Annotated in this window: 16 protein-coding genes; 2 read left to right on the forward strand and 14 right to left on the reverse strand. The window is 53.0% G+C overall.

The window, feature by feature from the left end; all coding sequences use genetic code 11:
- The first annotated feature begins 19 nt into the window (after positions 1-19).
- Positions 20-772, forward strand: a complete 753-nt coding sequence (locus tag AC1EJZ_RS01695) for a GIY-YIG nuclease family protein (protein WP_101486040.1) — start codon at positions 20-22, stop codon at positions 770-772.
- On the opposite strand, the gene AC1EJZ_RS01700 is transcribed toward AC1EJZ_RS01695, so the two are convergent.
- The 7 genes from AC1EJZ_RS01700 to AC1EJZ_RS01730 are packed head-to-tail and all read right to left on the reverse strand — an operon-like array spanning position 769 to position 5,668.
- Positions 769-1,116 carry a hypothetical protein gene (locus AC1EJZ_RS01700; RefSeq protein WP_048707966.1) on the reverse strand — a complete coding sequence of 116 codons (348 nt, stop codon included), beginning with the start codon at positions 1,114-1,116 and terminating at the stop codon, positions 769-771. The two genes, AC1EJZ_RS01695 and AC1EJZ_RS01700, sit on opposite strands and share 4 nt — an antisense overlap.
- Positions 1,113-1,550, reverse strand: coding sequence for an HK97-gp10 family putative phage morphogenesis protein (locus tag AC1EJZ_RS01705; RefSeq protein ID WP_048707968.1), 438 nt, complete (start codon positions 1,548-1,550; stop codon positions 1,113-1,115). Before AC1EJZ_RS01705 ends, AC1EJZ_RS01700 begins: the two co-directional genes overlap by 4 nt.
- The gene (locus tag AC1EJZ_RS01710) at positions 1,550-1,882 is read right to left on the reverse strand and encodes a phage head completion protein (RefSeq protein WP_465245940.1); all 333 of its coding nucleotides are present in this window, start codon (positions 1,880-1,882) and stop codon (positions 1,550-1,552) included. Before AC1EJZ_RS01710 ends, AC1EJZ_RS01705 begins: the two co-directional genes overlap by 1 nt.
- 16 nt (positions 1,883-1,898) lie before the next feature.
- Entirely contained in the window at positions 1,899-2,216 is a 318-nt protein-coding gene (locus tag AC1EJZ_RS01715; RefSeq protein WP_101486012.1) for a head-tail connector protein, read from the reverse strand.
- Positions 2,217-2,245: 29 nt separating this feature from the next.
- Entirely contained in the window at positions 2,246-3,463 is a 1,218-nt protein-coding gene (locus AC1EJZ_RS01720; RefSeq protein WP_480293837.1) for a phage major capsid protein, read from the reverse strand.
- Positions 3,464-3,488: 25 nt separating this feature from the next.
- Positions 3,489-4,358: a head maturation protease, ClpP-related gene (locus tag AC1EJZ_RS01725; protein WP_480293838.1), complete on the reverse strand. Its 870-nt coding sequence runs from the start codon at positions 4,356-4,358 to the stop codon at positions 3,489-3,491.
- On the reverse strand, positions 4,355-5,668 hold the full coding sequence (locus AC1EJZ_RS01730) for a phage portal protein (RefSeq protein WP_048707984.1): 1,314 nt from the start codon (positions 5,666-5,668) through the stop codon (positions 4,355-4,357). Before AC1EJZ_RS01730 ends, AC1EJZ_RS01725 begins: the two co-directional genes overlap by 4 nt.
- A 30-nt stretch (positions 5,669-5,698) precedes the next feature.
- On the opposite strand from AC1EJZ_RS01730, the gene AC1EJZ_RS01735 reads away from it, so the two are divergent.
- Positions 5,699-6,373, forward strand: a complete 675-nt coding sequence (locus AC1EJZ_RS01735) for a hypothetical protein (protein ID WP_143484522.1) — start codon at positions 5,699-5,701, stop codon at positions 6,371-6,373.
- 3 nt (positions 6,374-6,376) lie between these two features.
- Here the strand turns inward: AC1EJZ_RS01735 and AC1EJZ_RS01740 are convergent, their stop codons facing one another.
- From AC1EJZ_RS01740 to metK, 7 genes are all read right to left on the reverse strand, one after another.
- Positions 6,377-7,981, reverse strand: a complete 1,605-nt coding sequence (locus AC1EJZ_RS01740) for a terminase large subunit (protein ID WP_278614602.1) — start codon at positions 7,979-7,981, stop codon at positions 6,377-6,379.
- Positions 7,982-8,056: 75 nt separating this feature from the next.
- Complete coding sequence (locus AC1EJZ_RS01745) at positions 8,057-8,341, reverse strand: Nmad4 family putative nucleotide modification protein (RefSeq protein ID WP_048707996.1); 285 nt, start codon at positions 8,339-8,341, stop codon at positions 8,057-8,059.
- Between the two features lie 106 nt (positions 8,342-8,447).
- The gene (locus AC1EJZ_RS01750; RefSeq protein ID WP_278614601.1) at positions 8,448-8,897 is read right to left on the reverse strand and encodes a virulence protein; all 450 of its coding nucleotides are present in this window, start codon (positions 8,895-8,897) and stop codon (positions 8,448-8,450) included.
- Positions 8,891-9,106 (reverse strand): hypothetical protein, encoded by a 216-nt coding sequence (locus tag AC1EJZ_RS01755; RefSeq protein WP_072509750.1) that lies wholly within the window; start codon positions 9,104-9,106, stop codon positions 8,891-8,893. The genes AC1EJZ_RS01750 and AC1EJZ_RS01755 overlap by 7 nt, the downstream gene beginning before the upstream one ends.
- Before the next feature lie 82 nt (positions 9,107-9,188).
- Positions 9,189-10,715, reverse strand: coding sequence for a DNA cytosine methyltransferase (locus AC1EJZ_RS01760; RefSeq protein WP_285445076.1), 1,527 nt, complete (start codon positions 10,713-10,715; stop codon positions 9,189-9,191).
- A 3-nt stretch (positions 10,716-10,718) separates the two neighbouring features.
- Positions 10,719-11,975 (reverse strand): site-specific DNA-methyltransferase, encoded by a 1,257-nt coding sequence (locus AC1EJZ_RS01765; protein WP_480293839.1) that lies wholly within the window; start codon positions 11,973-11,975, stop codon positions 10,719-10,721.
- Positions 11,947-13,137, reverse strand: a complete 1,191-nt coding sequence (metK, locus tag AC1EJZ_RS01770) for a methionine adenosyltransferase (RefSeq protein WP_285445075.1) — start codon at positions 13,135-13,137, stop codon at positions 11,947-11,949. Before metK ends, AC1EJZ_RS01765 begins: the two co-directional genes overlap by 29 nt.
- Between the last annotated feature and the right edge of the window lie 78 nt (positions 13,138-13,215).

Raw genomic sequence — 13,215 nt, forward strand, 5'->3', positions numbered from 1 at the left:
CTCAATCGCTTGTAATGGTGTGTATATTCTTCTTGGTAATGACCCTGAAGCTATTGAGAACACTTGGTGCTATATAGGCAAGACAGAAGACTTTGTAGAGCGCCTGCGTGATCATGACAAAAAGAAGCCGCAGTGGGAAAAGGTTGTTATTATTGCTAGCTTGCAGCGGTCTTTTAACGAGGGGCATTGGGGTTATTTAGAAGCCCGTCTGGTTGAAATCGCTAAGAATGCTGAGCGTTGTTCTATGCCTGATAACAGACAAACTCCTCGGGTTAGGAAGCTTTCTGAAGCGCAACGAGCATCAGCCGAGTCGTTCTTAGATAATGTGAAGCTGATTTTGCCGATCCTGGGAGTCAATGTTTTGCGTTCCCTAGAAAATACTGTGCAAGCAGCTACCGCTCAGATAGTTTCTTCGCCTGTTTTCCATCTGCGCAGACAAAAAGATCAGATAGACGCCTCGATGCAGCTGATTGATGGCGAGTTTTTCCTCCTCAAGGGATTAATAGTGGTTGCGAATTGGGAAACCAGTAAAGCCAGAAGTCAGGCAACGGTTAACTCGTATGCGACTATAGCTAGTCGTCACCAAAAGCTAGTTAGTGACGGTTCAATCCGTCTAGAAAATAAGCGGGGCGTGGTTACCCGGGATATTGCTTTTGCTTCTCCTTCTGCAGCAGCGGCCATAGTGTTAGGTACCTCCGCCAATGGTAGAGCGCGCTGGGTCAATGATGAGGGACAAAATTATGGAGTCTGGGAGGAAAGCAACAACTCCTAGAAAGTAGTCGGTGAATAATTCGCGATGTCGATTGAATAGTGGTGGTAGCCGGTATCGTCCTCGTATCCGATATAGCGCCTGCCTGTAATAACCAGGCGAGCGCTAATTAGAGCTTTCGTGATCTGGTCTCTTAGAGCTAAGTAGTTGGTTTTCGTGAACAGGCTGATTCGAGCTTCTTCTATTTCGACGCCTGGGGTGTTGTCGGCGAAGATCTCGAAAGAATCTGTTAACGGGGTGAATACTAGATACGTGTCTGGGGCTGGGGAATCGGTGTAGCAGCTGACTGCATAGGCGAGCCCAAGTTGTTTAGCGATGTGGCTTATGTTTTCTAAAAGCCCGCTCATGGTTTCACCTGCTGGATTCGCGCGGCTAGGGTTTGTTTCATTGCGGTGATTGCGGCTCGCCTGGTTTGTGAACGCGTAGGGGCTAGGAAGGGTCTAGCGGGCTGGTTGGAGCGCCCGTGTTCAAGAACGTTAGCGATTAGTGCGTTAGCTCTACCATCGTCTCGGTTCTCGGCGAAACCAACTTTGACGTTGTAGTCTCCGCGGCTATTGACTTTTACTGGCGCGGTTCCTAACGCTTTGGCGAGCTGACCGGTAGAGCGGGAGGGCTGTTTCGTTGAGCTGCCGATTGCTGCAGAAAGGTTAGAGCGCATACGCGGCTCCACAATATTAGCCCCGGCTTTAAGTACTTGCTCAGCGGAGTTATCAATGAGGCTGCTGGCTGAGTCGAGTGCGTCAATGAAATCGTTGGGAAGCCGGATTTGTACGCGAGCCATCAGGGTGCTCCTTCTGCTTCGGTGCGGTGAGCCAAAATCTCGACATAGCGGCCGAGGTATTCGACCGCATCAATAACGTACCTGCCACGTGCGGAGCTGATTTCCATCGCCTCGGTTATATTTATGCCGGGTATTGCTCGGATCCTAAATAACAGGTCTGCTTTGGTGTAGGCGGCGCGGTTGACCCACGCACCACTTGCGTGCCGCACTTCCATATATGCGCGCACCGAAGCAATAACCTCGTCACCAGTAGTGGCGAACCCGGCAGCGTCCTTAACCACTACAGGTTGTATTAGGTCGATGTGCTCGCTCATTTTTCCTAGCGTTGCCACAAGGCGCGTCCTTTCTTTAGATTTTCCAGTCCCGATCCAGACGAAGCAGGGTGTTGACTGCGTTCCACACGGCGCGGGCAGCATCGGTTTTGTCTGCCCAAAACCCGGCGGTTGCTCCATCTCTGGATTCGTAGAAATGGGTGGCGAGCATGATAATGCCTTGCCGGGTTGCCTGCGACATGGGCTCCGTTTGGTAGTAGCCCTCGGGCAGATGTTGGTAAGCGGTAGCGTAGGAGATGGCAGCCAAAACAAACGAGGCAATCAAAGAATCATCCTCGCTATGTTCAACCAGCAGATTTTGCTTGACTAAGGCCATGAGTTCGTCTGTTTTCATGGCTGCCACCTCCTAACTATTTTTCTGGTTTACCCGGCGGTCTTTTGGGTAAGAACCTTGATCGCTTCGGGCAAGACTAGCTTGCCGTCTAGGCGTTGGGAGGCGAGGAACCCGATCTGCCCGGTGGTTGCAAATAGCTCGTTTAGGCGTTTGAAGGAGCGGCCTTGCCGGTCAGCAATCCAATAAAAACCGAGGTCACCGAACGCTACTGTGCGCGCCCCCGCTTTAAGCTCAGGCACAAAAACACTGGTGTAGACGGGTCGGTCAAGGATCATGTCTGGATTCCCAGCAGTCAGGGCTGGCTGCCACAGGTACTGCCCGTTACCGTCCTTGAGCTTGCGTATGGTCTTTACTGTTGCATCGTTCATCAGCCACACCGCGCGCGCCCGGTAGGGGGAGCGCAAACTATAGTGCAGATCGATGAGTTCATCAGCGCTAATGTCGGTAGGCTTACTGGTGGTCACGCCTAAGTCTGCTCCGCCGGTTGGGTTGAAGATGCCGGTGGGTTTACCTTTACCATCTCCAATCAGGAAGGCTTCTTCTTCAGCAGCTCCAATACGGCGAGCAAACTCGCTGGCTAGGTATTGTTCAACGTTAAACGCTGCATCGTTGAGCAGTTCTTCGCTGATTTTGAGGAAGGTACCCAGCTTGAACGCCGACAGGGAGATTTGGGTGAAGGCTTCATCGGATTCGCTATATGGTTTGCCTTCATCCAGCCAGGTAGCGGTGCCATGGGTAGACACGACAGGGATCTTGCGATCCCCGCTAGTGGTCTGAATAACCTTGGCGAGGCTTCGCATGATGTTTTGGTCAGCTAAAGACTGCACTAGGGTGCGTTCGAACTCGTCAGGCACTAGGTATCCGCCCTCAGAATCCACCCCCTCACTTAGCGCATTCCTTACTTCCATGGGGGAGGTGTTAAGCCGCATCGCATCCCAAAACGCGCGCTTGTAGGAAACGGTGGCGCGAGCCGGTCTCGCCTTGCCGTCCTCATCAGGGCTGGCGCCGGGTGTAGCAGTGATGGGTGCCCGAGTCGCCTGCGCGAGGTTGGCTTCTGTGCGTTCGGCCCGCTCGGATCGAGCGATCTCGTTAGAAAGCGCCTCGATCTCAGCCTCCATCTTCGCGTAAGCCGCATCGTCCTCAGCGCTCAGGCAGCCGGTCTCAAAGTTACGGCGCTCATCCAGAAAAGCCTTCGCCTTATTCCAGGTTTCGGCACGGCGAGCATAAAGATCAGTAACAGTAGTCATGATAAAAAGTTCCTCTCTTAAGGGTTTAGTGGGGTTGATCAGTTCGTTGGGCGTATAAATCAACAACCCGCCGACCACAAGAGACAGCGGGCTGCAAAGAACAACGGGTATCAGGAGATGGCAGTGAGCCAGGCGGAGCACTATCTTTTCGCTGGCCAGCTAACTGCGCGACGAGGCGCTGTTCCGCGGCCTTTCTGGAAAACACCACACCACCCTTGTTTTTGGGCGGCAACGGCGGCTTCTTACGGGCAGGGCCTTGCTCGTCATCCCCGCCGGAATCGTCCTCATCCGGCTCTTCAGATTCTTCGTCCTCTTTTTCTGGGGTTGGTGCTCGTTTACCAGTCAGCAGCTCGTCGGCGAACCCAAGTTCGATGGCTGCAGTTGCGTCCATCCAGGTCTCGGCATCCATCAACTTCGACAACTTCGCCCTGCTCAACCCAGTCTTGAGCTGGTAAGCATTGATAATCGAGTCCTTGACACTCTCAAGCATGTCGAGGGCACGCGAGAGTTCGGTTTTATCGCCCATCGCCAACGTTGCTGGGTTGTGGATCATCAACATCGACACCGGCGACATCGCCACATGACTTGCTGCCATGGCGATCACGCTCGCTGCGGATGCTGCGATGCCATCAATATTGACTGTCACGGTTCCTGGGTAGTCCAGAAGCATGTTGTAAATCCTGGCTGCCGCCACGACATCGCCACCGGGACTGTTGAGCCAAACAGTGACCGGTCCTGATCCGGCATTTAGTTCAGATGCGAAGATGGCGGGTGTTACGTCATCGTCGAGCCAGGATTCTTCGGCGATAGCCCCGTTGATACGCAAAACCCGAACATCCTCTTGGGTGTCCGGGTTGGTTGTTTCTGGTGGTATCCAGTTCCAAAAACGCTTCACATTCTCCTCCTCAAAATTTGGTTCTTTTCAGGTTGTTCTTCCAGCTGCTCATCGTTAGCTGCGACAGCGTCGGCTTGTTTGGTGGCGGCATAAGCGCCTGCCATATCGAGTGGCAGCATGTTGCCGTTGACCAGGTAGAGATCCCCGCCATCGGCCTCATCGATGCGGTCGAGATTCTCTAGCTCGCGGATGTCGTTGGCGCTCATCCACCCGTTCTGCCTGGCTACCGCGTAGCCCTCCATACGCGACTGGTAATCCCCGCGCAGCAGCCCCTCAACATTGAACTTCACAAACAACTGCTGCTTTTCACGCGGGTTCAAGAGAGTTTTCGTGATTGCTTGTTCCCAGCGGATCACCCACGGATCAAGCGTGTACTTCACAAACTCCAGAGACTGCTGCTCAATATTAGAAAAGGAACTCTTTTCCAGATCGCCGATCATGTGCGGCGGAATACGGAAAATCCGGGCAATCTCGTTGAGCTGAAACTTCCGTGTTTCAAGAAACTGTGCCTGCTCCGGAGACACGCTAATAGGCGTGTACTTCATGCCCTCTTCTAAAACAGCGACCTTATTGCCGTTCTTCGCACCACCAAAGGTAGCCTGCCAAGACTCACGCACCCGAGAAGGATCCTTAATCGTGCCAGGATGCTCCAACACCCCACCAGGAGCAGCACCATTAGCAAAAAACGACGCCCCGTAATCTTCGGTGGCTTGTGCCAGGCCGATAGCATTGCGGGCCATCGCAATCGGTGAATAACCCACTAAACCGTCGAAGCCGAGACCTGGGATGTGCAGGACGTCTGCTGGGGTCAGCCGGATGGTTTTGTATTCGCCTGCCGGCTCATCCCAGGAGGTCTGGTACTCGTAATACAAAGCCTTAGTGTCCAAGTCTCTGCCTACGCTCATGCGGTTTGGCTGCAACGGATAGAGCCCTATGATTTCACCTAGGCCGTTGCGTACGACCTGGGCGAACGCGTTACCCCACAAAAGCAGATGCGTCATCAAAGTTTCGCGGAAAACAAACGACGTCATCTCGGGGTTCGGCTCATCATGAAGAAGCCGATACAAACCATGATCGGTAGCTTTTTCTTTACCGCCACCTTCCGTATGTCGGTAAACATGCAGTGGCAAACCCGCGATAGCCTCAGCCAGGATACGCACGCATGAATGCACAGCGGTCATTTGCATCGCGCTGCGTTCTGTTACCGGACGACCAGAAGACGTAGGTCCGAACAAGAACGAGTAAGACGAGCCAATCGTATGGTTTTCGGTCTCGCGGGGTCTACCGCGTAGCCAGTTGCGTATCCCCATGGAGCACTCCTTGCATGGATAATTTGTTATGTGAATAAACGTAGATCACCGGAAGAACGCATAAACGAACCAGGCTCAATGCAGTCGGAACGAATCGATGGCTTTGAGAACATAGAAACGGGTACCCCAGTCCTGTACCGGTGGATTTATGACCGAATATTTTGGGATCTCGACCATGCAGAAGTCGAGCTGACAGGAAGTCGCGTCGATTTCGCTAATCTAATTCACGCAGCTGCTCACCTACGTCTCGTTTTGGAGCGCGTAGTTACAGCTTCCTTTGCCGCTAGCAAAAGGCTTTTCGACAAGGCACAGAAAAAGATGGAAAGCGCAAAAGACTTCGGAGAGATGCGAAAACGTTTGAAGGAGCTTAATCCAAACTATTGGCCATGTTCGTTCGGATATGTTACCCATGATGGAACTGTGGGGCAAGGCGTACGACCGGAAGTTGGACTCCAGGAATCCGAAGTCGGACGCAGTTTTGGTCTTGTCAGCGCGATCCTCCATGCACCTAATCCATTCAAAAAGAATGAGACTTCTCCTGAAGAGAACTTCGAAGCACTTAGAGCTTTGTGCCTATTTTTGCGAGAGCTGCTTGAATCCCACATTGTTCAACTTGCAGATTCCTCCGAGTTTCTTCTACTTCGACGTGACGGTAACGGAGAAATTCGAGTTCAAAGTATCAAGACTGACCGACCACTTTTGTAAGTATTAGAGCACAAGTAGTCCCCGCGAGTCGTAAACCGAACCACCACTAAGTGCGTTGCCACACCTGATAGCCCGATCCAAGGCCATGATGGTGGCGACCACCCCGTCGATTTTCTCCGTGGATTTTTGCTTATCTGGCTTGATGTTGCCAGCTGGGTCGGTGCGTACGTGAATGTTATCGACCATCCAGGCCAGCACCGGGTGCCCGCCGTGCGCGAGCTTGCCTTCCAACGCCAGCTTCATCAGTTCCTTGGATGGCGGGGACATGTCTTTGAAGCCTTGCCCAAACGGCACTACCGTGAAACCAGCATCCTCAAGGTTTTGGCTCATTTGGACCGCACCCCACCGGTCGAAAGCGATTTCTCGGATATTAAACCGGGTGCCCAGATCCTCAATGAACTTCTCGATATACCCGTAGTGCACCACGTTGCCCTCAGTCGTGAGTAGGTGGCCTTGCTGATGCCATAGGTCGTAGGGGACGTGATCGCGGGCGACCCTCAGTTTCAGGTTGTCTTCGGGAATCCAAAACCACGGCGCAACCGTGTATTTGTCATCGTCATCCGTGGGTGGGAAGACGAGCACGAACGCGGTGATGTCGGTTGTGGAGGCGAGGTCGAGGCCGCCGTAACAAACACGGCCTTCTAACTCATCCAAGTGGACTGGGCCATCGTTCTTGTTCCAGGTATTCATAGGCATCCACCGCACAGACTGTTTGACCCACTGGTTCAAACGCAACTGTCTGAAGGTGTTTTCTTCAGCCGGATTCTGCCTGGCACTATTACAAGCGTCCCTAACTTTCTGGATTGGCACCGTCACGTCCAAGGATGGGTTGGCTTTATGCCACACGTCCTCATCGGTCCAATCATCATCTTGCGCCGCCCCATAGATCACCGGGTAGAACGTGGGGTCGTGCTTTTTGCCATCTAGGATGTCTTGGGCTTTTTGGTGTTGCTCATAACAAATGCTATGCGTATCGGTACCCGCTGTCGTGATCAAGAAGTACAGCGGCTGGGTGCGCGCATCCCCACTGCCTTTGGTCATCACGTCGAAGAGCGCCCGGTTGGGTTGGGTGTGTAGCTCATCGAATACCACGCCGGAAATATTGAATCCGTGTTTGGAATAAGCCTCGGCCGATAGTACCTGGTAGAAGGAATTGGTGGGGGAGTAGATGATACGTTTTTGGCTTCTAAGGATCTTTACCCGCTTGGCTAGTGGGGGACACATTCTCACCATGTCGGCTGCCACTTCGAACACGATGGATGCTTGTTGCCGATCGGCAGCACACCCATAAACTTCAGCGCGTTCCTCGCCATCGCCGCAACACAGTAAGAGTGCGACGGCGGCGGCAAGTTCACTCTTGCCCTGTTTCTTCGGGATCTCCACGTAAGCCGTAGTGAATTGGCGAAACCCGTCAGGTTTGACCACCCCGAAAAGGTCGCGAATGATTTGTTCTTGCCAATCAATCAACTTAAAAGGTTTTCCTGCCCACCGGCCTTTCGTATGCTTTAAAGCTTCGATAAACGCGACCGCAAAATCAGCTCGGCGCTTGTCATAGCGCGAGCTTTCAGCCATGAACCGGGTCGGGTGATAATCAGCTAGCTCACGCATACGAATCAGTTACCTTCTATTGGTTAAAAAATCAGTTACTACCAGCGATAACAGGCGCCCTCAAGCCTTGTGGGGCTAGGCTTCGGGCAGATTAGCTAACGCCCAGGCGAGCGCGTGACCGTCGTCAGGGAAAATCTGGTCGGCTTGCTTGATCAGTTCGAGGCCGCATTCGATGAAGGACTTACCCTGCCAGGGGTTCTCGGAGGGGGTTTCGGTCAGGTGGTAGATGCAGGCGTCGTTGCCATAAACCCCGCCCTTGTGCCAACTGTAGCTGGTGGCGATCACTAGGTTGCCGTAGCGCACCACCGCACCGTAGCTATCGGTGGCCATTTGCAGGCGTTCCATCGTTGTCGTTTCCATCGCTGTATTTCCTTTCTTCGCGTACCGTTTTGGTATGTATATACAGCCATAGACTTCGCTACTTATCCAGTCATTTTGCCACCTATTTTGCCTAATAAATAGTGGTTTACATCTCTTGGTTAGTGTTTATTAGTGGCGGGGTTTTCCACGCAGAATCACCGCTTAATGGTGCAAGTAAAATCTTGCGTACTTCCTTATGTTCTTTACCAGAAAGTCCGATGCGGTAAAGCAGGGAGCGCAGTTCATACTTCTCATTACTTACCTGTCTTGTACTGCGGGTTACGGTGCGGTGGATCTGTTTGGCGTAGGCGATCAGCTTCGTTAAGAACTCGGTGTAGGCTGTGATCTTCTCGAACTCGGGTAGCTCATCCCACCACGGGAAACTCAGCCCCTCACTACTGGTGGTGATGTCGAGCCGGCTCGCGCCGAGCGCTTTAGCGATCAAGTCTTTCTTGGCTGCAATAAGTCCATGCAGCCTTGCCAGCTCAGTCTCATCAAGCGTGGCGGGCAGGGTGACTACGAGCCCGTAGTTTTCAGCCTTTTTGGTGTTCACCATTGCTCATCCTCCTCACCATCAAACTCGATGCTTTGAACGTCCATCCATGTGCGGATGAGGCGCATGAAGTCGTGTGGGAAGTTGGACACGATGGCTTCTACCTGCCCATAACCGCGCTGTTTAGCAGCGTGTTTAACCGCATTAATACAGGTCAGGTCGACTCCGAGGCTTTCGATTTCTTCTAGATCGGCGTATAGCTGTCCCATCATCACCAAACCCTCTCTTTCTTGTGTTTTGTTTGGTCATGTACATACAGCCATAGGTTCGCGGGCTTATCCAGTCATTTTCGCCTTAAAATCCAGGAGTTTTAGTGTTCTCGGCGACTATCTGGGAAAGTACGAGTTTGGCGCACGGCAAAGCTATCCCGTTTCCCCACAGCTTGTATAACGCCCGGTCGGTTCCAGGATTGGTGAGCCAGGAGCGTACTTGGTTGCGGGTTTTAGGATTTTTCAATCCTTGCACCTTGGCCCAGCTGGCCCAGACCTGCCACCAGTAATCCAACTGTGAATCTGTAGGATCGCTGATTGCTAAATCTCGTGTCCAATCATCAGGGAATCCTTGTAGGCGGGCGCATTCGGTGGGGGTTAATCGTCTCACGCGGTATTCGGGCATTCTAGGGTCGGTGACCAGGGGTGGCTCAGTTGGGTCCGAAGCCAACAATGCTCCTGCAATATTGACGTTGCCTCGGCAGAAGAAGTCTGCCTTCGAGGCACTCACAACGTCGGGTTCGACGATGGCGATGCCGCCTTGGTTACAGGTCGGAGCTATCCCTGACGTATCGAGCGTCTTTGATACCTCGGTTGAATAACCGTACCTGCCCACTGCCGCGCCGCGTCCCTCATGTAACGCATTGAAACCGTAGGCGGTAGCGATGATGGGAGTATTGCCTCCGCCAGTGCCGTAACGAGCGGTCACGGTTGGTGCTATCTGGCATGGTCCGCCCACTCTGGCATCATGAGGATGATGGTCAAATAGTAGCGGCTCAATAATACTCTGATCGTTACTGCATCCGAGCGTGCCTGACAGATTTGTTTGCACGAGCGGGCCTTTACCACCACCTGGTTTACCTGCCCGCATTCGCAAGGCGAACACATCTAAAGATTTGCTTGCCTCGTGAGTGCCTGCTCGAGGATTGGTGGGAGGGTTTTGCTTTTCACTGCAGCCCTGCGCAAGATCCCTTGAGCTGCACGAGGGCTCAAAGAGTATGTGTCCGGCACGCTCGCTTGCAAAATCTGCGATAAGGTAGATTCTTCTACGTCGTTGGGGTACTCCGAAAAATTGCGCGTCCAATACTCGCCACGCAATACTCCATTGGTCTGCCACGATCGCTCCGGCTTTTTGCCACTTTTGTACTCGAGGTAGGTCAGCCGCTGCTTGCCCGTCGACAACCGAGATGAGGTTTTGCAGGACGCTGTGGAAGTCTGCTCCTTTATTGCTTGAGAAGGCTCCGGGCACGTTTTCCCAAACAGCGAATCTTGGATATAGACCATGACTTGCCTTTCTCATTTCTCTGATGACTCTGACAGCTTGGTGGAATAGACCGGAGCGTTCGCCAGCTAAGCCTGCCCTTTTACCTGCTACCGACAGGTCTTGGCAAGGAGAGCCAAACGTGACCACATCCACCGGCTCTAGCTGACTGCCGTCAATTTCGCAGATGTCGCCTAGGTGTTGCATTTGCGGAAGGCGCGTGGTGGTGACGAGGATCGGGAAGGGCTCAATCTCGCTTGCCCACACAGGTTCGATACCAACCTTGGTGGCGGCGAGTGGGAAACCACCTGAGCCATCAAAAAGCGAGCCAAGCCTTAAAGTTTGTCTCACGAGTTAGCCTTTCTGCTTGGGACGGTCGACTTCTTTGACCAGATCCAGGTAGGCGTATTGTTTGCCGCCTCGCTCACACGTGATCCCTGCTGCGTCTCCGGTTGCTTCGGCATAGCGGCGCAGAATCACGGAAGCGTATTTCTCATCCAGCTCCATGCAATAGCAAGTGCGGTCTGTGGCTTGTGCAGCCATTAGCGTGGAACCAGAGCCAGCAAACGTATCTAGTATTATCGCGTTGGTTTGGGTGGAGTTACGAATCGGGTAAGCCAACAGGTCTAGTGGCTTGGAAGTCGGATGGTCGCTGTTTTTGCGGGGCTTGGCGAAATTCCACACCGTGGTTTGTTTGCGATTCGCATACCAAGCGTGAGAGCCGTCTTTCTTCCACCCATAAAGCACCGGTTCGTGCTGCCACTGATATGGGGAACGACCAAGTACGAGGGAGTCTTTGACCCAAATACAACAGCCCGACAGGTAGAAGCCAGCATCAAGAAACGCTTTACGGAAGTTGAGGCCTTCGGTGTCGGCGTGGAAAACATAGGCTGACCCGCCCTTAGCTAGGGATGCCGCCATGTTGGTGAATGCAGCTAGTAGGAACTGGTAGAAGGTGCCTGCGTCTTGTTTGTCGCCTGCGATTTTCAGGCCGCTGTTCGATTTGAAGTCCACGTTGTAAGGCGGGTCTGTGACCACCAGGTTAGCCTGTTTGCCATCCATCAAGGTTTCGACGTTGCTTGGGTTTGTGGCGTCCGCGCACATTAGGCGATGCCTACCAACAGTCCAGATATCGCCGCGCTGGACGAAAGCTGCTGCTTCTAGGGCGGCGTTCAGGTCGAAGTTGTCATCCTCGATACTGTCGCCGTCAAGAGAACCTATTAACTGTTGTATTTCGGATTCGTCGAAACCGGTGAGTTCAACGTCGAAATCGGAAGCATCCAGGTCGGCTATGAGTGGGGCGAGTTTGGATTCATCCCAATCGCCACTGATCTTGTTTAGAGCAACGTTGAGCGCTTTTTCGCGGGTTTCGTCTAGCTCAACGACCACGCAGTCCACGGTTTTATAGCCCAGATCAGCGAGTACTTTCAGACGCTGATGCCCACCCACAATATTTCCGGTGGTTTTGTTCCAGATGACTGGCTCCACATACCCAAACTCACTTAGCGAGCGTTTGAGTTTGTCGTAGTCGAGGTCACCGGGTTGTAGGTCTTTGCGGGGGTTGTAGTCAGCAGGGGTGAGATCAGTTAGCGCTATTTGCTTGATGCGCATGGTTTTTCACCGCCTTTATAAGCTCACGGCTAGTAGTCCAGGTGTCTTCCCACTTGCGTGTGTAATCCCCGAAATGCCCATACGTCGAATAGCGCACATAGCCGGGTGCTCGCAGCCCAAACTGGTCGATGATCGCAGCCGGACGAAGATTAAAGACATCTTGAGCTGCAGCCGTGAGAATCTGGTCGCTGTATTGGCCGGTGCCGAGCGTGTCCACACTGAAAGCAACCGGGTCGGCTTTGCCAATCGCGTAACTAATCGCCACCTGGCACCGGGATGCAAGATCCGCATCCACCACGGTTTTCGCGATCAGCCGCGCCATATAAGCACCCGACCGGTCAACCTTAGAAGCATCTTTACCACAGAAAGCTCCACCACCATGTCCGGCCAGCCCGCCATAGGCGTCAACCATAAGTTTTCGGCCAGTGAGTCCGGTGTCAGCTTTAGGGCCGCCCTCCACGAACCGCCCAGAAGGATTCACCAAAATAGTCGTGTTCTCATCGACAGGAAGATACGAAGAGCAAGCTGGACCGATAATCATCGAGGTGATTTCACGGCGCAACACCTCGAAATCCTTGGATTTATCGTGCTGGACGGAAACCACCACCGTCTCTACGGCTTGCGGTTTTCCTGCGTCGTTGTAGCGCACCGAAACTAGTGCTTTACCATCTGAGAAGATCCCAGTGATGGTTCCTTGCTTGCGCGCGGCATCTAGCCGCTTACAAATCTCGTGGGCTAAAACAAGAGGCAACGGTAAACGCTCAGGAGTATCAGTGCAGGCATAACCATAGACCGTGCCTTGATCACCAGCCCCCTGAAGACAATAAGCGGACTCATCGCCATGGCGAGCCTCTAAAGATGTGCTCACCCCGTCGTTAATATCGTTAGATTGACGCCTCACCCATACGTATACCAAAAATCTCCACGGCTTATAGCCAGCTGCAGTCAGGGCTGTGCGTACGCAATCACGCAAGTCCACACGAGCATTAGTGCTGATTTCACCAGTGACAATAATGCGTCGCCCAGTAGCCATGACCTCTACCGCGACGCGGGCGTTGGGATCGGCGTAGAGAATCTCGTCGAGAATCTGATCAGCAATTAAATCGCACAGTTTATCGGGGTGACCGATACACACTGCTTCAGCGCTGCGAACCATAGTCATAGGAATGCCCTTTCAGTAGAAAAATCAAAAGAAACAAAAACTCCCCACCATGACAGCCAGGAGCAGGGAGCGAAGAAA

The organism is Pauljensenia sp. C0170B5 (genome assembly GCF_056590195.1).